Origin of the sequence: Synechocystis sp. CACIAM 05 (genome assembly GCF_010222815.1) — a bacterium.
Lineage (GTDB): Bacteria > Cyanobacteriota > Cyanobacteriia > Cyanobacteriales > Microcystaceae > Synechocystis.
This window is the reverse complement of sequence record NZ_CP019225.1, coordinates 2,094,008-2,115,627: the sequence shown is the minus strand read 5'-3', so window position 1 is coordinate 2,115,627 and position 21,620 is coordinate 2,094,008. Positions and strand designations below refer to the sequence as shown.

At 48.6% G+C, this 21,620-nt stretch carries 14 protein-coding genes and 1 pseudogene; 11 read left to right on the top strand and 4 right to left on the bottom strand.

Going from position 1 to position 21,620, the window contains the following annotated elements:
- Positions 1 to 66 precede the first annotated feature (66 nt).
- Complete coding sequence (locus BWK47_RS10040) at positions 67 to 1,176, bottom strand: type IV pilus twitching motility protein PilT (protein WP_010873187.1); 1,110 nt, start codon at positions 1,174 to 1,176, stop codon at positions 67 to 69.
- A 39-nt stretch (positions 1,177 to 1,215) separates the two neighbouring features.
- Between BWK47_RS10040 and BWK47_RS10035 the strand changes: the two genes are divergently transcribed.
- Both BWK47_RS10035 and BWK47_RS10030 read left to right on the top strand, forming a co-directional pair.
- On the top strand, positions 1,216 to 2,403 hold the full coding sequence (locus BWK47_RS10035) for an efflux RND transporter periplasmic adaptor subunit (RefSeq protein WP_237269594.1): 1,188 nt from the start codon (positions 1,216 to 1,218) through the stop codon (positions 2,401 to 2,403).
- A 203-nt stretch (positions 2,404 to 2,606) separates the two neighbouring features.
- Positions 2,607 to 5,834: an efflux RND transporter permease subunit gene (locus BWK47_RS10030; protein ID WP_162328530.1), complete on the top strand. Its 3,228-nt coding sequence runs from the start codon at positions 2,607 to 2,609 to the stop codon at positions 5,832 to 5,834.
- 111 nt (positions 5,835 to 5,945) lie between these two features.
- Here BWK47_RS10030 and BWK47_RS10025 read toward each other — a convergent pair whose 3' ends face one another.
- Both BWK47_RS10025 and clpB read right to left on the bottom strand, forming a co-directional pair.
- Positions 5,946 to 6,434, bottom strand: a complete 489-nt coding sequence (locus BWK47_RS10025; protein ID WP_237269593.1) for a hypothetical protein — start codon at positions 6,432 to 6,434, stop codon at positions 5,946 to 5,948.
- Positions 6,435 to 6,489: 55 nt separating this feature from the next.
- The gene (gene clpB / locus BWK47_RS10020; RefSeq protein ID WP_162328529.1) at positions 6,490 to 9,186 is read right to left on the bottom strand and encodes an ATP-dependent chaperone ClpB; all 2,697 of its coding nucleotides are present in this window, start codon (positions 9,184 to 9,186) and stop codon (positions 6,490 to 6,492) included.
- A gap of 364 nt (positions 9,187 to 9,550) precedes the next feature.
- Here clpB and BWK47_RS17330 point away from each other — a divergent pair, with 364 nt between their 5' ends.
- The 9 genes and pseudogenes from BWK47_RS17330 to BWK47_RS09980 all read left to right on the top strand — a co-directional run bounded on the left by BWK47_RS17330 (position 9,551) and on the right by BWK47_RS09980 (position 19,578).
- Positions 9,551 to 9,781 carry a type II toxin-antitoxin system HicA family toxin gene (locus tag BWK47_RS17330; protein WP_336235119.1) on the top strand — a complete coding sequence of 77 codons (231 nt, stop codon included), beginning with the start codon at positions 9,551 to 9,553 and terminating at the stop codon, positions 9,779 to 9,781.
- A complete protein-coding gene (locus tag BWK47_RS10010) occupies positions 9,778 to 9,999 on the top strand; it encodes a type II toxin-antitoxin system HicB family antitoxin (protein WP_162328528.1) in 222 nt (73 codons plus the stop codon). The genes BWK47_RS17330 and BWK47_RS10010 overlap by 4 nt, the downstream gene beginning before the upstream one ends.
- 193 nt (positions 10,000 to 10,192) lie before the next feature.
- Positions 10,193 to 10,915, top strand: coding sequence for a UMP kinase (gene pyrH, locus BWK47_RS10005; protein ID WP_010873181.1), 723 nt, complete (start codon positions 10,193 to 10,195; stop codon positions 10,913 to 10,915).
- Complete coding sequence (gene frr, locus BWK47_RS10000; protein WP_010873180.1) at positions 10,902 to 11,450, top strand: ribosome recycling factor; 549 nt, start codon at positions 10,902 to 10,904, stop codon at positions 11,448 to 11,450. Before pyrH ends, frr begins: the two co-directional genes overlap by 14 nt.
- Before the next feature lie 81 nt (positions 11,451 to 11,531).
- A complete protein-coding gene (locus BWK47_RS09995) occupies positions 11,532 to 12,650 on the top strand; it encodes a branched-chain amino acid ABC transporter permease (RefSeq protein ID WP_162328527.1) in 1,119 nt (372 codons plus the stop codon).
- Between the two features lie 22 nt (positions 12,651 to 12,672).
- Positions 12,673 to 12,910, top strand: a pseudogene (locus BWK47_RS17075) (hypothetical protein); the annotation flags it as partial.
- 443 nt (positions 12,911 to 13,353) lie between these two features.
- Positions 13,354 to 15,360 (top strand): NAD(P)/FAD-dependent oxidoreductase, encoded by a 2,007-nt coding sequence (locus BWK47_RS09990; RefSeq protein ID WP_162328526.1) that lies wholly within the window; start codon positions 13,354 to 13,356, stop codon positions 15,358 to 15,360.
- A gap of 152 nt (positions 15,361 to 15,512) precedes the next feature.
- Complete coding sequence (locus BWK47_RS09985) at positions 15,513 to 17,738, top strand: caspase family protein (RefSeq protein WP_162328525.1); 2,226 nt, start codon at positions 15,513 to 15,515, stop codon at positions 17,736 to 17,738.
- A 199-nt stretch (positions 17,739 to 17,937) separates the two neighbouring features.
- Positions 17,938 to 19,578, top strand: a complete 1,641-nt coding sequence (locus BWK47_RS09980; protein ID WP_237269592.1) for a DUF6930 domain-containing protein — start codon at positions 17,938 to 17,940, stop codon at positions 19,576 to 19,578.
- A 71-nt stretch (positions 19,579 to 19,649) separates the two neighbouring features.
- Here BWK47_RS09980 and spkG read toward each other — a convergent pair whose 3' ends face one another.
- Positions 19,650 to 21,512, bottom strand: a complete 1,863-nt coding sequence (spkG, locus tag BWK47_RS09975; RefSeq protein WP_237269591.1) for a fatty acid biosynthesis serine/threonine-protein kinase SpkG — start codon at positions 21,510 to 21,512, stop codon at positions 19,650 to 19,652.
- Positions 21,513 to 21,620 lie beyond the last annotated feature (108 nt).

Sequence of the window (21,620 nt, the reverse complement as noted above, 5' to 3'; positions counted from 1 at the left end):
GTTTGGGGTCAGATGATTAGGGGGATTGCACCGAAAAACTTATGTTAATTGATATATTTCCGTATGTTAACGACGTTTAGCGGCAACCTGGGGGGTCATGCCACCGATTAAGCGCTGTAGCTCATCCGGCTTACCACTCTTAGCTAAACCTTCTTCCAGGGAAATTACCCCCGACACCACCAACGTGGCCAGGCCCTGTTCCATGGTCTGCATACCTAACTTTGCTCCGGTTTGAATGGCGGAATAAATCTGGGCCGCTTTGCCTTCCCGAATTAGGTTGGCGATCGCCGGGGTAATGACCATAATTTCCTGCACTAGGGCCCGGCCAAACTCCCCTGGTTTGGGGGACTTTTTCTTGACCAAGTTTTGGGCAAATACCGCTAGTAAAGAGTTGGATAACATGGCTCTAATTTGGGCCTGTTGGTTAGCCGGGAACACATCCAACATCCGGTCAATGGTGCCCGCCGCTGAGTTGGTGTGGAGAGTGCCAAAAACCAAGTGTCCGGTTTCCGCCGCAGTGATGGCAAGGGCAATGGTTTCCAAATCCCGCAATTCCCCCACCAGTACAATGTCCGGATCTTCCCGTAACGCTGCCCGCAGAGCATTGGAGAAACTTTTCGTATCTTCCCCCCGTTGCCGCTGGTGAAACAAACTCCGCACGTTGGGAAACACATACTCGATCGGATCTTCGATGGTGAGAATATGTTCGGCCCTGGTGCGGTTAATTAAGTCCAAAATTGCCGCCAAAGTGGTGGTTTTACCGGAGCCAGTTTGTCCCGTCACTAGAATTAGTCCCCGGGGACGTTCCGCCATTTCCCGCACAATGTTGGGCAGTCCCAATTGTTCAAAGTTAGGAATTTTGGAAGAAAGGGCCCGTAAGCAGGCGGCATAACAACCCCGTTCCTTATAAACGTTAATTCGAAAGCGAGCCAACCCTTTGACCCCATAGGAACAATCCAATTCCCAATTTTGTTCTAGTTCTTTCCGTTGGGAATTGTTCAGCATGCTGAAGATTAACTTTTGGCTTTCCTGGGGAGTTAAAACTTCCTCGTTAATGGGTTCTAATTTGCCGCTCACCCGGAAATAAACCGGTGCCCCCGCTTGAATGTGCATATCGGAGCCGCCCATTTCCACCAACTGCTCCATGAGGTCTTCGATCATGTATTCCAAAGCCATGACTTTAATGCTCCTATAAGTTCTGAACCCACGGCCCCAGTGCGGGAAGCCTCCATCAAAGCCCAGATTGAAGGACGACTGCAAAGGCTACCAGTGGATGTGGGCGATCGGGTCAGGGGAGAAGAAATATTGGCGGAAATTGAAGATGATTTATTACTGGGGGCGGTAGACCAGGCCAAAGCGGAGAAAATGGCCCAACGTTCGGAAGTTTTAACTGCCCAAAGTCAGGTGGGGGATGCCCAAATTCGGGTGGAACAGGCCCGTTTGCAATTGCAACAGGCCCAGGCGGACATTATCCGTTTGGAAACTTCCCTCAACGCCCGCATTGAACAAGCCCGGCTGGAAGTAGATCAAACCCAGGCCGATGCTGCTCGCTTCCGACTATTAGCCGAAGAGGGAGCTGGCGGTGCCCAACAGGCGGAACAGGCAGAAACCAGAGCCCGTCAAGCCAAGGAAATTTTGCGTAACGAACAGGCCAGCGCTAGCCAACAATTAAGCCAAGCTAAAACAGCGGCCAAAACTGCGTCCCAAATCCTCAACTCGGCGATCGCCCAGGTGCAGATTGAACAGCAGAGGGTGGGGGTGGCCACCGCCCAGATGAATGCCCAGCGAGCTTCCATTGAACAGGCCCAAACTAGGCAACAGTACGCCACCGTCAGAGCACCATTTCCGGGGCGGGTGTTACGACGATTAAGTGAACCAGGCAATTTAGTGCAGCCAGGGACGGAAATTTTGCAACTGGGGGATTTTCGTCAGTTAGAAATTAACGTGCAGGTATCGGAGTTGCAACTGGCCCAAATTGCCCTACAGCAAAAGGTCAACGTCAAGCTAGATGCGTTTCCTGGCCAGACTTTTACAGGCGTGGTAACCCGCATTTCCCCCCAGGCTGACGTTAATTCTCGCCTTGTGCCGGTGGAAATAACCATGGATAATCCTGGTGAAAAAATTGGCGCTGGGCTGTTGGCCAGGGTCAGTTTTGATGCCAGTGCAGATACCAATGTGGTAGTTCCAGAATCTGCCATTGTCGATGAAGATGCCATTTTTGTGGTCACCAAAGCAGGGGAAAAAGACGTGCTGGAACGGCGATCGGTTACCCTGGGGCAAACTGCCAACGGGAAGGTGGAAATTGTGGCCGGCTTAGCTCCCCAGGAACGTTTTGTGGTCCGCAGCAGTAGGCCGCTACAACCGGATAGCCAAATTCGTCTCAGCGTTTTATCGGAAAAATAGCAGGAACAATAGTGTTAATGGAGACTGTTAAGTTTTTGTTCGTTTTAGCTCCACTGGAACTATTCAAATAAATCGATTAAACCTCTCCGACATTTTCCCAGTCAAAAGACTCGAATCCTCGAACCATTGAAATTTTTCCTTTCCCCAGGAATTATTTTCCCCAGGAATTATTGCCTTCTCTGTTCCCCATCCCCCCAGCCCCTATGTCCTCCCCCAACTCCGTTTTTAGTCTGAGTGGCCTGGCCATCCGTCGGCACATTGCCACCCTCATGCTCACCCTGGCCATTATTGTGTTGGGGGTTTTTGCCGTTTTTTCCCTGCCGGTGGATCTGTTGCCTTCCATCACCTATCCCCGCATTGGGGTGCGACTAGATGCTCCAGGGGTATCTCCGGAAGTAGCGGTGGACGAAATTACCCGACCGTTGGAAGCGGCCCTATCAGCTACGGAAGGAGTCGTTCAGGTTTACTCCCAAACCAGGGAAGGACAAATTAGTCTGGATTTGTTTTTCGAGCCGGGGGGCAATATTGACCAGGCATTGAACGATGCCACAGCTACGTTTAACCGGGCCCGCAACCAGTTGCCGGATGATCTGGAAACCCCCCGGTTATTTAAGTTTGATCCTTCCCAATTGCCAGTGTATGAATTTGCCGTTACCTCCCCGGAGTTGTCGGGGCCATCGTTGCGGGTATTTGCAGAAGAGGAGTTAGCACGGGAATTGGGAGTGGTGCCGGGGGTGGCATCGGTGAATGTGTCGGGGGCAGCCCAGGAAGAAGTCCGGATCAATGTGGATTTACAACGACTACAGCGGTCGGGGGTTAGTTTGACCCAGGTGCTGGATGCTTTACAGAGCCGAAATGTGGATATTTCCGGGGGGAGAATTGTTGGTACGGAGTCGGAACCTTTAACCCGTACAGTGGGTAGATTTGCTTCAGCCCAGGAAATTGAGGATTTAGTGGTGGGCACAGTGTCTGGTCTGGAGGATCAATCGGCCCAAAAAGTTTATCTGCGGGATGTGGCCACTGTTATTGACGGTACAGAGGAAGAACGGATTTTTGTGACCCTCAACGGTAATCCGGCGGTAAAAGTGAGTGTGCAGAAACAACCAGAGGCTAACACCATTGAAGTAGTGGATGGGGTTAAAAAACGTTTGGAGGAGTTACGCACAGAAGGCATTATTCCCCAGGCGGCGGAATTAACCCCTACCTTAGATGATTCAGTTTTTATCCGTAACTCGGTCAACAACGTTGTCATTTCGGGGTTAATTGGTACGGTCCTGGCGGCGATCGCCGTTCTGTTATTTCTCGGTTCTTTGCGACAGACGTTAATTATTGTGTTGGCTATTCCCTTGGCCACCATGGCGGCCATCATTGTCATGAAGGCCTTTGGTTTATCCCTAAACGTTTTTAGTTTGGGGGGCTTGGCCCTGGGGGTGGGCATTGTGGTGGATAACTCCATCGTCATGTTGGAAACCATTGCGGAAGGGGCGGGCATGACCCCCGGCAAAGTTAATCCCCTCCCACTGACTAAAGGGGAAATGCGCAACCAGGCGATCGCCAGTAGTCAAACGGTGGAGTCGGCACTGGTGGCTTCCACTAGCACTAACTTAGTGGCGGTGTTGCCATTTTTGATGATTGGTGGCTTCATTGCCCTGATTTTTAATGAATTAATTTTGACCATCAGTTTTGCGGTGGCGGCTTCCATCCTGGTGGCAGTGACCCTAGTGCCCATGGCCGCTTCCCGTTTATTGGCCATTCGCCGCCGGAGTGGTTTGGGCAATTGGTTATTTTTTCGGGAATTTAACCGACGTTTTGCAGGGGCCACGGCGGCCTACACCCGTTTTTTATCCATCCTGATCCGACATCGATTGGTGGCGGTGGCTTCTATTTTCATTGTTTTTGGTGGCAGTAGTTTGTGGATGATCGGACAGATTCCCCAGGAAATTTTGCCTCGCATCAATACGGGTCAAGCCAGTATGTTTGCCCAGTTCCCCCCCGGCACCCCCTTAGAGGAAAACCAACGCTTAATGGCGATCGTGGATGACATCCTCATCAATCAGCCGGAAACCGAATACGCTTTCACGACGGTGGGGGGGTTTCTCTTTGGCAGTAACGTTAATGCTAATGCTCTGCGCAGTTCCAGCACCATTACCCTAAAACCCAATACCGATGTGGAGGCATTCACCGAACGGGTGACGGCGGAATTGGAAGCGCTGAACTTGGTGGATATTCGTCTGCGGATGGCACCGGGACAGTTGCGGGGTCTGATTTTGAGCAATTCCCCCCTACGTAACGTAGATGTGGATGTGGTTTTGCAGGGGAATGATGCCGATGTGTTAGATGAAGCGGGGCGGGCAGTGTTGGCGGAATTAGGAGAAAAAGTTACATTGGCCCGTTTTCGTCCCGATGCCGATCCCCGTCAACCGGAAGTGCAGATTCGTCCCGATTGGCAAAGGGCGACGGAATTAGGTTTAACCACCCAAGCCATTGGGCAGACAATCCAAACCGCTTTAGACGGTGCTGTGCCCACCCAGTTACAACGGGAAAATCGTCTGGTGGATGTGCGGGTTAAATTGGACAATGATTTGCTCTCCGGTCCCGGAGATTTAGCGCAAATTCCTCTGTTCATCGGCGGCGATCGCCCGATTCGTTTGGGGGATGTGGCCACCATTGACCAAGGTCGAGCACCGGGGGAAATTCAACGCATTAACCAACGGCCCGTGTTTTTAATTGCCGGTACGTTAGTGGAAGGGGCTAGTTTGAGTGAAGCTTTAACAGAAGTTGACCAAGTTTTATCTGCGATGGAGTTTCCCCCCGGGGTTTCCCGACTGCCCAGTACCGCAGCGGCGAGCAATGAACAGTTACAGTCTTCCCTGGTGATTTTGGGGGGCTTGGCGGCGTTTCTCGTCTTTGTGGTTATGGCGGTGCAATACAATTCTCTCCTCGATCCTCTGGTGATTATGTTCACCCTACCTTTGGCTTTGGCTGGAGGCATTTTGGGTTTGTACGTTACCCAAACGGCGATCGGTGCCACGGTGATTGTTGGTACAGTACTCCTGGTGGGGATTGTGGTCAACAACGCCATCATCATGGTGGAGTTAGCTAACCAAATCTGGGCCGAAGAAGGCATCAGTCGAGAAGCAGCTATCTTACGGGCAGCCCCCCAACGCTTACGACCGATTTTGATGACCACCATTACCACCGTGCTGGGCATGTTTCCCCTCGCCCTGGGCATTGGACAAGGATCAGAATTGCTCCAACCTTTGGGCATTGTGGTGTTTTCCGGTCTTTCCCTCGCTACCTTACTAACCCTATTTTTAATTCCCTGCTTGTACGTGTTGCTACACCAATGGGAAGGGGTTGATATAGAAAAAGTCAAAACCGATTTGGAATCCCGCTTAACCGAAGAAGATGTACCAACAAAAATCCAATAATCGTTTGCTCAAAATTTTTGCAAATATTCTAGGTTGAAAAAAGATTGAAATACCAGTCTATCGGGTATCCACAGATGTTTTCGGTGCCTTGCAGAGCTGAACAATATTTTTTCAGCTAGGAAATGTAGTTAGTGTGTCATTGATTAGGTATCTGTTTTGATCTATAAAGCTATCCAAGATGTTTCTGGCATTAGGGTGCCAACCACCATGATTCATTTGTGGAATAGGAAATGGCAGTTTTTTAATTTCATAAGATACGGCTGAATCCGATGCAACTAGACGAGCAACATGTTCACAATTCCATCCCAAAAGCCCATAATCCCAATCTTTAAAGCAAATCAAAGCGTAACAGAGCCGCTCGATTGTCTGATATGGAGAAAACTTTTGCACGTCTGGAACAATAAAGAACTCGCTTGGATTTCTCGTAAAAATCGAAAGCCCGCCTGTGTCAAAAATCAGATTTTCATCGAGTCCAATGCCATAATGCCAAGAAACGCCCTCATACCAATTTACTAAATGTCCGTAAAAACGACTATTCGTATTCATAACTTGATGAATTTCTATTAATACCCCGCAGCTTGCTGCGATTGGGTTATTCATTAGCTTCATCTAGAGAGATAGCCATAGTCTTATATTGATTTACTTAGAATTAATATTATGAAGAAAGAACCTCGACTTCCACCGCTGTGATATTTTCTTCTGGCTCTTCTGGTAATGTTGTGGGCTCTATTTCTTTATCAAAGATTAACTGACCATCCACACAATCAATGAGAATTTTGTCCCCTGCAACGAAAGTATTTTCTAAGATTTTAGTGGCAATAGGATTTTCCAACTGTCGTTGAATAGCACGTTTTAAAGGTCTTGCTCCGTAGGTGGGATCGTAACCAGCACTGACGATGTGATCCAGGGCAGCATCGGAAAGAGAAAGCGTGATTTTTTGCTCGTCTAATAACTTCTCGATGCGTTTAATCTGTAGGACGACAATGCGACGCAACTCATCCCGTTTCAACGTATGGAAAATAATTAGATCATCAATGCGGTTAAGAAATTCCGGACGGAAATGTTTACGCAGGGATTGTAATACCTGTTTCTGCATTTTGTCGTAGTCGGCATCGTCGGCGGAAAGGCTGAGAATATGATCACTGCCAATGTTGCTGGTCATGACGATAATGGTGTTGCGAAAATCCACCACCCTCCCCTGGGAATCGGTAATGCGGCCATCATCTAAAACTTGGAGAAGAATATTAAACACGTCTAAATGGGCTTTTTCCACTTCATCCAAAAGCACTACAGAATAGGGACGACGGCGCACTGCTTCCGATAATTGGCCACCTTCCTCGTAGCCCACATAACCGGGGGGAGCTCCAATTAAACGGGAAACAGCATGTTTTTCCATATATTCGGACATATCAATCCGCACCATGGCTTCTTCGCTGTCGAATAAAAAGCCCGCCAAGGCCCGGGCCAATTCCGTTTTACCTACCCCCGTGGGCCCCATAAATAGAAAAGAGCCAATGGGGCGACTGGGGTCCTTCATGCCGGCCCTAGCCCGACGGATGGCCGCAGAAACCGCTGCTACTGCCTCCTTCTGACCGATCACCCGCTGATGGAGATGACCTTCCAATTGCAATAATTTTTGCCGTTCCGTTTCCATGAGACGGTTCATGGGGATACCTGTCCAACCGGCGACAATTTCGGCAATGTCCGATTCCGTCACCTGCTCCCGCAAAAGGGTATTACCGGAGCCTTGAATTTCTAGTAATTTACTTTCTTTTTCTTCAATGTCATGTTGGAGGACTTCTAACTCTCCATATTTAATTTTGGCGGCCTTTTCCCAATCAGTGGCCCGCTCAGCTTTTTCTACCTGAAGTCTTAGCTCTTGCTCCTTTTCTTTGAGGGTGTTAATTTCCTCCAGCATTTGTTTTTCCGACAGCCATTGCCCGGATAATTCCTGTTGCTGGCCCTCCAATTCAGTAATTTCCTGCTGAATTTTTTCTAGTCTTTCTTTGGAAGATTTGTCAGCTCCTAAACCAGGACGTTTTTCTTCCCCTTCTAGCGAAAGTTTTTCCATTTGTAGTTGCATTAAGCGTCGGTCAATATCCTCTAATTCCACCGGTTTGGAAGTAATTTCCATTTTTAATCGGGCGGCTGCTTCGTCCACTAAATCGATCGCCTTGTCGGGCAAAAATCGATCTTGGATATAGCGATGGGAAAGGGTAGCTGCTGCTACTAGGGCGGAGTCGGTGATTTTGACCCCATGGTGTACTTCATATTTTTCCTTCAAACCCCGCAGGATGGAAATCGTATCATCCACGCTAGGTTGCTTGACGTAAACCTGTTGAAATCTTCTTTCTAAAGCAGGATCTTTTTCGATGTTTTTGCGGTATTCATCCAATGTGGTGGCCCCAATGCACCGCAGCTCCCCCCGGGCCAACATGGGCTTGAGCAAATTCCCTGCATCCATGGACCCAGAACCTTCGCGACCACCGGCTCCCACTACGGTATGGACTTCATCAATGAATAGGATGATTTGCCCATCGGAATTGGTCACTTCCTTCATCACTGACCGCAGTCTTTCTTCAAATTCCCCCCGATATTTAGCCCCGGCAATTAAACTGCCCATGTCCAGGGAAATTAACTGCCGATTTTTTAATGATTCTGGTACGTCGCCATTGATAATCCGTTGGGCCAAACCTTCGGCGATCGCCGTTTTGCCCACCCCCGGTTCACCGATCAGGACAGGGTTATTTTTGGAACGCCGAGAGAGCACTTGAATAACTCGACGAATTTCCTCATCTCGACCGATCACTGGGTCTAGCTTACCCTGGCGGGCCTGCTCCGTCAGATCTCGTCCGTATTTATCCAACGCTTCATATTTTTCTTCTTGATTTGGCTCCGTCACCTTTTGGGAACCTCGAATCGCTTTGATGGCCAGTTCCAAATCCTGGGGGTCAAGGTTAAACGCGCGGAGGGTTTTGCGCCCCACCCGGTCATCCTCCGCAAACCCCACCAATAAATGTTCAACGGAAATGAATTTATCTTCCCAGCTACTACGGGCGGCATCGGCCCGGTCTAGCATCACATCCAAACTGCGCCCTAGGTAAAGTTGTTCTACATAAGCCTGTTTGGGTTGCCGGTTGGTGAAAATTTCCAACTGTTGCCGTAGTCCCTCGCCATCCACCGCCGCTCGCTGGAAAATCCTTGCCGCCAAACCCTTATCCTGCTCCAACAACGCCAGCAGAATATGCTCCACTTCCAAATTTGTGTTCTTATAACGACGGGCTACTTCTTGGGATTTAACAATGGCGTCCCAGGCTTGTTCAGTAAATTTGGTTGGATCAGTAGGTTGCATTCAGACTAGCTTGAGGGATATGGGCAAAACTGCTCATCCATTGTAAGGGGGACTGAATCATTTTCCTAGTTGTTAAGCTTTGCATTTTTGATTAAGCTTGTATGGAATACAATTTGGCGAATTTTTTATTAGCTATTATTCCCTCAGCTTTGTCCATTTAAACTTCTATTTAGCTATCTAATAATAATTATCTTTCCTAGATATTTTAAAAGTAGGTTATCATAGTCTATGATCTTAGTTTACTGATTTGTTGCCTGAAATTAATATTTGCAAAATCAGTTTTGCCAACAAAGAAGAGTCACTTCAACAAACATTTCGGATTCTGGTAAAATTTTGGGGAATACAATTGATAAATCATGAAACTGTGCCTAAAAGAGAAAAACTGATTGCGCTCCTGAAAAATAGTCCTAACAACATTAGATTCAGTGATATCTGTAAGTTACTAGAGCTAGAAGGTTTCTATTTTGAAAGAATCACAGGTAGCCATCACATTTTCAAAAAAATGATATTATTCTGGTCATTCCCGTCCATAACAAGAAAGTCAAGTCAATCTATATTCGCCGAATCCTTGAAATTATCGAGAAAAAATAGATGAATTATCCAATTGTTATTTATCCCTGTGTAGAAGGTGGTTTTGTCGCTGAAATTCCTGCTTTATGTGGCTGTTTGGCCCAAGGAGAAACCCTAGAGGAAACCCTAGAAGAATTAATGATAGTTAAAGAGCTCTGGCTAGAAACAGCCCAGACCCATAACCAAAAACTGCCTAGTTTGGAAGCAGAAATTGCCAAAATTAAGATGTTGAGTGCCGCATAAAGTACATAGGTATTTTTAGGGCGATCGCCGTTAAATTGGGTCGTGGAAATGGGGAATAAAATGGTTTGCCGTCCGTTGGGGGAAGACTAGTGATTTTTAAAAATTATTGTGGGTTCCCCTTGGGTGCTATGGTATGGGGGGAATTTTGCGTTTAACCCTCATTCCTTGTCTTTATATCAATGGTGATGGCGGCATGAGTTACCAGCGAGTTTTGTTGAAATTGAGCGGTGAAGCCCTCATGGGAGACCTGGGCTATGGCATTGACCCCGCTGTGGTGGGAACGATCGCCCAGGAAATCAAGGATGTTCTCCAGGCTGGAGTGCAGTTGGCCATTGTAGTGGGGGGAGGCAACATTTTCCGGGGAGTGAAAGCTTCCGCTGCTGGGATGGACCGGGCCACCGCCGACTACATCGGTATGATTGCCACGGTGATGAACGCCATGACTCTCCAGGACGCCCTCGAACAGATGGATATTCCCACCAGGGTGCTAACGGCGATCGCCATGCAGGAAGTGGCGGAACCCTACATTCGTCGGCGGGCCATCCGTCATTTGGAAAAGGGCCGGGTAGTAATTTTTGGGGCTGGTTCGGGTAATCCTTTTTTCACCACCGACACCACTGCCGCCCTGCGGGCCGCCGAAATTGATGCGGAAGTGGTTTTCAAAGCGACCAAGGTGGACGGGGTCTATGATTCTGACCCCAAAACCAATCCCAATGCCCGCCGCTTCACCACTCTGACCTATAGCCATGTGTTGGCCGAAGATCTCAAAGTCATGGACAGCACGGCGATCGCCTTGTGCAAAGATAATAATATTCCCATTATGATCTTCGACCTGGGGGTTCCCGGTAACATTGTACGGGCCATCAAAGGCGAAGCAGTCGGTACGTTAGTTGGAGAAAATTGTGAAGTTAGCTGAACTCAAGGACCACATGCAAAAAAGTGTTGAAGCGACCCAGAGATCCTTCAATACCATCCGCACCGGCCGGGCCAATGCCTCCCTGCTAGACCGGATTACTGTGGAATATTACGGAGCCGAAACCCCGTTAAAATCTCTGGCCACCATTGGCACCCCCGATGCCAGCACCATTGTGATTCAACCCTTTGACATGGGCAGTATTGGCACCATTGAAAAGGCCATTTCCCTGTCGGATCTGGGTTTAACCCCCAACAACGATGGTAAAGTCATTCGTCTGAATATACCTCCTCTGACAGCGGAGCGACGCAAAGAACTAGTTAAAGTAGCAGGTAAATTGGCGGAAGAAGGCAAAGTGGCCATCCGTAATATTCGCCGGGATGCGGTGGATGAAGTGAGGAAACAGGAAAAAAATTCGGACATTTCCGAAGATGAAGCCAGGGATCTGCAAGAAGAAATCCAAAAATTGACTGATCAATCCACCAAGCGTATTGATGAATTGTTGGCGGCTAAGGAAAAGGACATCACCACGGTTTAATCCTTTGCTAGACTGACTTTCAACAGTGGTCAAAATAAACCCTGGACTCATTGGCCGAACATCATTGCTCCCTTGAATTCTATGAACTTTGGCTATCTGATTTTTTTGATCACTTCCGCCGCTACCTACGGTATTTTTGCCCTGGGTTTGAATTTACAATGGGGCTTTGCCGGGTTGATTAATTTTGGCCATGTCGCTTTTATGACCCTGGGGGCCTACGCCACCACCTTGCTGAGTTTACGAGGTTTGCCCATTCCCCTGGCAGTGTTGGTGGGGATGGGATTGGCCATGGCGTTGGGTTTGCTCATTGGCACCTCTACCCTCAGACTAAGGGAAGATTACCTGGCGATCGTTACCATCGGCGTTTCCGAGTTAATTCGCTTGATAGCCAACAACGAAGAGTGGTTAACCCAGGGAACTTTTGGGGTACAAAGTTTTCCCTGGCCGATGGATTTTAACCCCACATTATTAAGTCGCATTGTTTTTGTGATTTGGCTCACAGTTCTCGCTATTTATGCTGAAAGTATTTTGATCAAAAGTCTTTTGAGACAATGGAAAGAGGGTAAAAAAATTCAAGGCAAAAGTTATCAGCCCCGTAAGCCTTTGACTTTGCTGATTTGGGGAGTTATTACCACAGTATTAATTTTAACTGCCTACATTCCTGGAATAGTTTCCTTGTATAACTACTCTGGTAAGGCGGGGTTAATGTTATTAGCTTTAACCTTGTTGGCCCTTACCTATGCCGGTTTGGAATTTTGGGTGCATTCCCCGTGGGGTCGTATTCTCAAAGCGATCCGGGAAGACGAAGAAATTCCCCGGGCCCTGGGCAAAAATGTTTTCTGGTATAAGTTACAAGCTTTCATGGCCGGTGGGGCGATCGCCGGTTTAGCAGGGGCATTATTTGCTTGGCAATTGACCAGTATTTACCCCAGTAATTTTGACACGTTGCTGACCTTTAACGCTTGGATCATTGTGGTGCTGGGGGGAGCGGGCAGTAATGCGGGCACGGTGTTGGGCACCATTATTTTTTGGGCCTATGATTCCCTAACCAGGTTTTTGTTACCCCAAATTGCTTTTTTAGACCAGAGTCAAGCCGGAGCTTTACGGGTTATGGTCATCGGGCTAATTTTAATGGTGTTAATGGTGTGGCGCCCCCAGGGCATTTTGGGTAAAAAAGAAGAGTTAACCCTAGGACGCTAAGGGCAACTTTGTCCAAATTCCCTTAAAGAATGAATTGGGGTGGGCAGATTTTAGAATGATGGGCTATTCGAGAATAGAAAAATGGGAGGAAATAGTGATGAGCGTGTATTTAACGGTAAGTCTTTAGATAGAAAATTTATCCCCGCAGAATGATTCCTTAAGTCAATCAAAACAGACTAAGAAGATAGCTTATCAGAATATACAAAAATATCTCTGTTGGAATCAAAGAAGTGGCTGGAAAAACATACTTAATAATATGAGATTAATAATTCAGTCATTATGCTATTTTAATTTATTAAAGCCCTGGATGGCGATGATTTATACACCCCAGCCATTAAGAAGCTTTCATTTATTCAAATTTTCCCGGCTTACCGTGCTGACTGATTCCCTAATGCCACAGGTTTTTCCAATAAATTAATGACAAGATTTAGGCTTGCTTTTAATTAATTAATTAATTAAATCTGGGCGATTAAATTATTAAATCATCAAAAAAACTTGTAAATCTCATATGATTTCAGTGGCAATTTTGTCAAGCCTAGGGTTTAATCTATAGGCAAACTTAGTTTTTTGTCCGACAAATGCTCAACCGGTTGCCCATTGGTTGATACCATAAATACAAGCCAGATACATTTTGCTTTTTTCCTACACATTTTTTGTGCTTTGGCAATCCGCCGGCCACGACTTTTAAGTCCATTTCCAACCCATGCGTGAACTGCTCTATTGTGAAGTCCCCACCCCTGCCACCGCTGAAGTTGTCGCTTGGCTTCAGGGAAATTGGTCGCCCTTAGTGGGGCAAAAGTTGCCTACGGAGCAGGGGGTACGGTTGCGGGGTTCCTCCGGCCAAAGCAGTGAACTATCCATTTTTGTGTGGTCTCTACAAAGAACTACCTATCTTAAGTGTGTGCGTTGGGGTGACACTAGCTTCCCCCAAGAAACGGCGATCGCCAAGGAATTAAGGCGGGCATTAGGGCAAAAATTTCCTCCCACCTATCCGGTCCCACCGGCGATCGATCTGGATCGGCAAAATATTTTCCAGGCGTTACAAGATCGATATCCTGAAACGGTTAAATTCTTCCAAAAATTTCCCCAAGGAGAATATGACCTCAAGCGCGTTTACTGGTGGGAACAACGGTGGCGGGACAATGTAGCGAATCCCCAAACCCCTAAGCAGGTGGTCAGTCAAACCTCCACGGTAACGGCGATCGCCCCTGCAACCCCTGAGTTTGACCTAATTTACCTGGGCGGGGCTCTGGGTTCAGTCCATGCGGCGGTGATGGCCCGGTTGGGTTATCGGGTACTGCTCATTGAACGATTGCCCTTCGGCCGAATGAATCGGGAATGGAATATTTCCCGGGATGAATTTCAGCGGTTAATTGACTTAAATTTATTCACCCCAGAGGAATTTGAAAGCGTCATTGCCCGGGAATATCGAGACGGGTTTAATAAGTTTTTTGATGCCTATAATCCGCCCCATCTTAAAGCTAATGTGCTCCACACCCCCACTGTATTAAACATTGCCCTAGATTCGGCTAAATTCTTGGCCATCTGTGGACAGAAACTCCAGCAAGCAGGGGGAATTATTTGGGATGAAACTGAATTTATTAACGCCACTATTGATCCAAACAAAGTGGTAGTCCATTGCCTTAATCTGGAAAATAATCAAACAAAATTAGCCCAAGCCAGACTGTTAGTAGATGCCATGGGTACCGCTTCTCCCATTGCTTGGCAATTAAATGGCGGTAAAACTTTTAACAGTGTTTGTCCCACGGTGGGGGCCGTGGTGGAAGGCCTAGATCCGGTGGTTTGGGATAATGCTTATGGTGATGTGCTCAATTCCCATGGAGATATTTCCCGGGGTAGGCAGTTAATTTGGGAATTGTTCCCCGGAGCAGGGGACGAAATGACCATTTATCTTTTCCATTACCATCAAGTTAATCGGGAAAATCCTGGTTCTTTGTTGGAAATGTACGAAGACTTTTTCAGCATTTTGCCGGAGTATCGTCGCTGTAATCTGGAAAAGTTAACTTGGAAAAAAGCTACCTTCGGTTATATTCCTGGTCACTTTAGCACCAGCGCCCAAGACCGTACCATTGCCCTAGACCGATTAATGGCGATCGGGGATGCCGCTTCTCTCCAATCTCCTTTGGTGTTCACGGGGTTTGGCTCTCTAGTACGGAATTTAGCCAAATTAACGGACTTGTTGCACACAGCTTTGCAGTATGACCTGCTCCAAGCAAAGCAATTAAATCAAATTCGGGCCTACCAAAGTAATATTGCTGTGACTTGGATGTTTTCCAAGGGAATGATGGTGCCGACGGGGAAACAATTGCCGCCCCAACAGGTTAATGCTATGCTCAATACTTTCTTTGGTCTATTGGCAGACTCGGCCCCAACGGTGGCGGAAACTTTCATTAAAGACCGCACTACTTGGCTATTATTTTCTCGCTTAGCTCTTAAGGCTGCTAGCAAAAATCCCCAACTATTGTTTTGGATTTGGCAGATGGCTGGCACCGAGGATCTATTAAAATGGCTGTTAGTTTATTTTGATTTTTCCCGTCAGACTTTGCTCAATGCTCTATTCCGCTTTTGGTATCCCCAGTGGCTAATTAATTCCCGCAATTGGTTGGAAAAGCTTTCTCCCCAACTATGGTTTTCTTTGTTGTGTTTCGGTTATCAAATTCAACCAAAATTAGCCCAACAATCTAAATAGATTAGGGTGACATTAAGAAAAAAATATTTGCTCCAGCACATTCACCAATGCAAACATTGCTGTTAATCTGATTATGGGAATGTGTCCAGCACCAAAGTTCTCAAAACGCTAAGCTAGGCCCATGGTGATCGCCTTAGAGAGTCGAATTGACAATGACCTTTGACCGACGGACATTTTTACGTAGCGGCATGGCCCTGGGCCTTGGTTCCTGGGCCTTGGCATGGTCCGGCAGAAATATGGGCCAATCCCTCGCATCCAACACCAATCAAAAGTGGGCCCTACTGTTGGCGGCGGGGCAAGGTAATGGAGCCAATGGCGATCGCCGGGGGTTGATGGGATGCACCACCGATAGGCAATTGCTGGGGGAAGTTTTAACGGGGCGTTACGGTTTTGATCAAGCCAAGATTGCCGGGTTAGACCCCCAAGGTATTACCCTGTCAGCCCTGGAAATTTTATTTGATGAGCATCTACGGCAACAGGTGCAGAAAGGCGACCCAGTGGTGGTGGCCTTTAGTGGTTATGGCAGTTATAACCCACCAGCAGCCATGACCCCCAACCCGACCTGGGAGCAGGCTCTACCCCATTTGGGACTATTTCTAGCCGGGGAAGGAGAGGATAACTTTCTACCCCTCACCACCCTGATTAATTGGTTGCAATCTCTCAAAACTAAGCAGGTCTATCTTGTGCTCGACTGTGGTTTTAGCACTGAGGTGGAGGAGTTTGAGGGCAATCTCCGGGGTCGTAGTGGCGGTCGGGGTGGGCCAATCCCCCCAGAAGTTAACTCCAGCAATCCCCCAGCCAAAGCAAGCTTGGGCAATATTACCCTAATTAGTGCCACTAGCCCTGGGCAAACTGCGGTGGAAGTTCAACTGGGCAAGCAGTCAGCGGGACTATTCACTTTGGCCCTTACCCAAAGTCTTTGGGAAAATAGCTCCACCAGTGTGATGGCCAGTCTGTGGGACCATAGCCGCAATTTACTGGTTCCCCGCCTAGGGACAGAACAAATTCCCCAATGGCGATCGCCAAATAATTCCCCCGATTTCCTCGCTCCCACCACCCTAACTACGGGAGGAGAGGGAGTGGTAACTGGCTTGGTCAGTGGCAATTCCCTACAAAGTCAAATTGTGGCCCTGTCCCCCCTGGTGCAAAAGCGAGCTTTGGTGCATTCCTGTTATTTAACTGTTCCAGCTACGGAGACGGGGAGTGATCTTAACCCCACGGATAACCTCGATCGCCTAGACAATTCCCTCTGGCAAGTGCAAAGTGTTAAAGGACAAAGCGCCACCTTAACGGCGATCGCCAAAACTCCATCGACCAAGGCCGAGTCAGCGACATCCTCAACGGAAGCCAATGGCGGGGAAAGCAAAAAGGAAATTTTGGTGGCCAGTGCCCTGTGGGAAATGTACCGAGCCATCCCTAAAAACCTCGCTTTAACAGTGGCCCTAGCCCATGACCTGGAACGCATTGAGCGGGTGGATGCCACCAGTGCCTTTGGGGCGATCGCCGCCGTGGAAACAGTGATTAATGCCGGGGAAGGTAGTGCAGACTGTGTGTTTGGCAGACTGGAAGCCCATCGCTATAGCCTCTTTACCGAGGGGGGAAACCCTTTGCAACCCCTGACTAAGTCTGAGTCCAGCGGGGCGGTGAAAACTGTCATTAGTGCCCTAGACCCCTGCTTGAACCGTTTGCTGGCCTTGAAATGGCTGACCTTACTAGCCAATGGCAATAGCACCCAACTGGGGGCCGGCATCAAACTGGTGCAACAAACCAGCGGCGATAATCCCCTGCCCCGCCTAATTTACCAATGGCGATCAACCCGTTACCCCTATCCTCCCCAGGACAACAACCCCGGCAATGGGGGCAATGGCATACCCAATGCTCCCCCCAGCTTCCTGCCCGCCGTGGCCACCAACCAAGCTTTACAGTGTGAATTGGAAAACTTTAGCAATGAAACCCTCTACGGTTGTTTGATTGGGGTGAATAATCGCGGTCTGAGTGTGGCGGCCATTCTCCGTCCAGACCTAAAGTTACTACAGGGCAAAGAACAACTGACCTGGCCTAGCCCAGAAGATCCCCTCTGGATTATTGGCGGAGACAGGGCGATCGCCCATTGGTTTTTAATTCTTTCCCGTTTTCCCCTGGCCGGCACTGCCACAGCCCTAGGACAACAAATCACCGGCAACAATTCCATCGATCCCCCCAGCCTAGAAAGCCATCCCCCCCGGGTGCTGCCATTGAAAAATTTGCTCCCTGTGGTACTAGCCCTGGTCCAAGACCTAACCGCCCATGGGGTGACGGTGGCCCCAGTCCCTGACGATATGATTTTACTATCCACCGCCGATTGGTTAAGTCTGCCCATTATGTATCAAGTCATTTAGAAAAGCCCGCAATCTAGGGATTCCTTGTTAGGATATTAGACGTTTCAGGGTTGGTGGAGCTTCCCTTGACCAGCGGGGTCTGATTATGGGTATGCCATGGACCTTGGTGCGGTCATTAACTCTAGGCATTGCTTTTTCCGCTGAAAATGCCCCCACCCAGCCACTGTGCTACATATTTTTGTCTGTCCATTGTTCATCTATGACATCTTCCTTGCCCTCGTCCACCCAGCATCGGTTGCAGCAACTACCACAGATTCCGAGTGTCTGGGAAGGCGATCGCCGCCCGTTTCAGGGGGGACCCTTGGGGGAAAGGGAAGATGGGGAAGCAGGGGAATGCATTCTCTGGGTGGATGGCACTGAGGGGTTGGTGCGTTCCATGGATGTGATTCCTGAAACTTCAGGCATGGAAACCGTAGTCCGCACTCTGATCCGGGCCATGGAGATGCCCCGATCGCCAGCGCCCCCCTGTCGGCCCCAAAAAATTGTTGTCCGCAACCGGGAGCTACAGTTTTTACTGCGGGGAATTCTCCAGGGCCTGAATATTAATGTGGAATACCAAGCCCAGCTTCCCCTCATTGACGAACTCTTTCGCACCTTTGACACCATTGACGATCATCGCCCGGCTCCCATTCCTCCAGCATTCGATGTCCCCCTCAAAAAGTTAGCCCGGGAAATTTGGCATTTATCCCCCTGGGAGGTGTTGACCGACCTAGATATTATCGCCATCCAAATGCCCACCCTGGAGGGAGTGCCCCCCCTCTACGCCTGTGTGATGGGAATGTTGGGGGAAGAATATGGCATCATCCTCTACCGTTCCCTGGAATCCCTGAAAACCTTTCGGGCAATGGCCATGGGTGAGGACGATAACCAATGCCTAGAACAGGTTTTTCTCTCCCAGGACTGTTGGTTCATTAACTACGAAGCCGGCGACCAGGGAGAAACCATGCCGAGGGCAAACCCGCCATTTTTCCCAGCTAGCCAAGATAACCAGGCCACAGCCATTTTCGGCAGTATCCATCCCCTAGAAGGCATTCGTCCGTTTATCGACGAAGAGGAGGCCTTAGCGATTTACTGTGCCCTGGAAGGATTGGCCCATTTTGTCAAAGCCCACCACGGCGATTTTGAAGCGGAAAATGTCGAGCTAATTACCAAAGAAGTGAAGGTCAAACATCCCCTCAAGCCCAAGAACACCAAGGAACAGCTATTGGTGCAGCTTTCCACCCAACCGGAGCTAACGGCGGAGTTTTTGGGGCAATTGGGTTTTGATGAGGAAGAGGAAGAAGACGATGATGACCTGTTGGAAGATGATTTAATTCCCGATAATTCGTATATGAGTTTGGGTATGGTGCCCTGGGACTTAGTGCATAGTCTCCGTTCCTCCCCGATGGTTCATTACCAAGCCAGTGAATTTCGGCAAAAGGGGGATGGCATGCCAGTGCTGATGATCCAAACTAGCCGTCCTAAGGCCAAAGATTTAATTCGCCGGTTACAGCAAGAGGGAGAAATCGCCGGATTGGGTTTTAATGTGGGGCGAGACTGCTGGACGGAAACTAGGTATGACTTGGGTATCCTCAAAACCGGCCAGGATAAATTGTTTCTCTTTGGGGAATTTCTCCTCGATGCCCCGGCCCACCGCCAAGCGAAAAAAAATTGGGAGCGTCGCTGTCGCGATACCAAGGGTTACTGTGCGGTTTTAATTGCCATGGGGGTAACGGGACAATCCAAAGGTAGGCCGGAACTGCGCCATATGTTGGGCTATTTTGAAACCCGTTTCCTCACTCCCCAGGAGTTGGGATTGGGTACCCTGCGCTTATCTTTGGGAGTGGACCTAGACTTTTAGGGATTTTGTCAATTTTTATTCTAAAAATTCCACCATGACTAGCCAGAAATCCAGTCTTACAGTCTGTAGTGTTAGCGTTTTTCCTGGCGTTGGCGAATAATGTTTTCCACTTGGGGACCCAAATCCAGAAGACGTAAAGTTCCCCCATTGCCCTGCCAGGTAGCAAATAAACAGAGATAGCGACCCATGGGGGCGATCGCCGTGATGGTTTCCCCGAGGGAAAAATTGCCAAATAAAAAACCTTCATAGTCCAACAAAGCTACCTCCCCATGGCGATCGGCTAGTAGATAACCCCAGGGAAAAGGCTCAATGAATTGGGGCTGGATAGTTAGGGCAATGCGATTGACTTTCAGGGGTTGCAGACGAATCAAAATACCAGTGTAGGGAGCATTATCGGCCAAGCCAAACAGATGGTTGCGGGAGTAGCGATTAACTACCAATTGAAATACCAAAAAAGAAAGGCGAAAGGCTGGAAACAGGGACCCCCGCCGATTAAAAAGGAAAAAAATAGTCTGACAATAACTTGCCGTTGATTGAGACTGCACCAACAGGCCATGGTTTTGATCTAGGGTGAGCAGTTGATCCGGCCATCGAATTACTGCGGCTGCAGCCACAGGTAAGCGGTGGTCAGTGCGCCATAATTGAAAATGACCTTTTTCACTGTCCCGATTGCCTACTACCACTGCCAAAGTTTTACCACCGGGGCTTAGATTGGCCAACAGACGCTCTGCCCGCAAATTAATGCGAGGTTTGGGGAGAGAGAGAGCGCCAAGTAGGGTTTCTCGCCACTGGTAAAATTGCCATTCTCCTGGTTCACCTCCCTGGATTAAGAGGCTGATTTGGTCTTGATTTACTTCCAGATTAGCTATGGTTCCTGGTAAACCCAACGCCCAGCGGGGCAAAGGATGGTGCTCCACATTGCCATCGCCATACTCCCATAGGTACAGTTCGGCCCCATTGCCTAGGTATAACCAAAGTCCTGCCCCAGTTAAGTGACTAATGGGAAACAACAAGGGAGTACTGTGTTTGACTGTGGCCGTAAAGGCTAGCGGAGCTGGAGCCAAGTGATGGTAAAGATAGCCGTTACCCCTGGGGGGATCCTGTTCCAATATTTGTTTTTGAACCGTGGCCAAATCACTGGCCATGGCTGTGGCATTGGGAAATCGTCTTTGGGGTAATTTCTCCAAAGCCCTTTGGACAATGGGGGCAAGTAAGGGAGGAAATTCCGGCGGTAAGGTTAGGCGGGCATTGAGATGGGCTGCCTGCAACGCTTTAGGAAATCCCGAAAACGGGCGATCGCCGACGATGAGCTCGTACAGCAAAATGCCCACAGCATAAATGTCGGAAGCTACAGAAAACTTGCCGTAGAACCGTTCCGGGGCCATATAGGCGGGAGAACCAGTGTAACCCTTGCTGAAATTAGGATTGCCCGTTTTAGCTGTTAGGCGAGCAATGCCAAAATCTGATACTTTTACCTGCCATCCCTCTGCCCGGGGTATTAACAGAATATTTTCCGGTTTAAGGTCACAGTGAACAATGTCATGCTGATGGGCCTGGGCCAAACCCAGCAATATTTGTCTTAATAAATCTATTTTTCCCGCTAAACATAAATCTCCGTCCCCATCAATAATGTCCCGTAGAGTTCCCCCCTCACAGTAATCCATCACCAAATAGCGGCCCCCAGGATGGTACTCCAAACCATGGCAAGCCACAATGTTGGGATGGCGCAGGGTCAACAGATAGGACAGTTCCCGCAGAAATTTATTAGTGGGAAATACCCGATGTTCTAAATCCTTCAGGGCATACATTTTGCCCGTAGTCCGGTGGATAGCACAGTAAACCCGCCCGAACTGTCCCTGTCCGATCTGTCCAATGATTCTATATTGGGAGCGGGGAAACAGCGGCATAACCGCCACATTGGCAGTCTTTACCATAAAAAATACGCCTAGGACGGGAAGTGATTCCATCTTACCTTTGTCCTAGGCGATTATTACTGTTGTTGTTGTCTTGGAGGCAATAGAGAAAGTCTTGGCCGGGGGGCT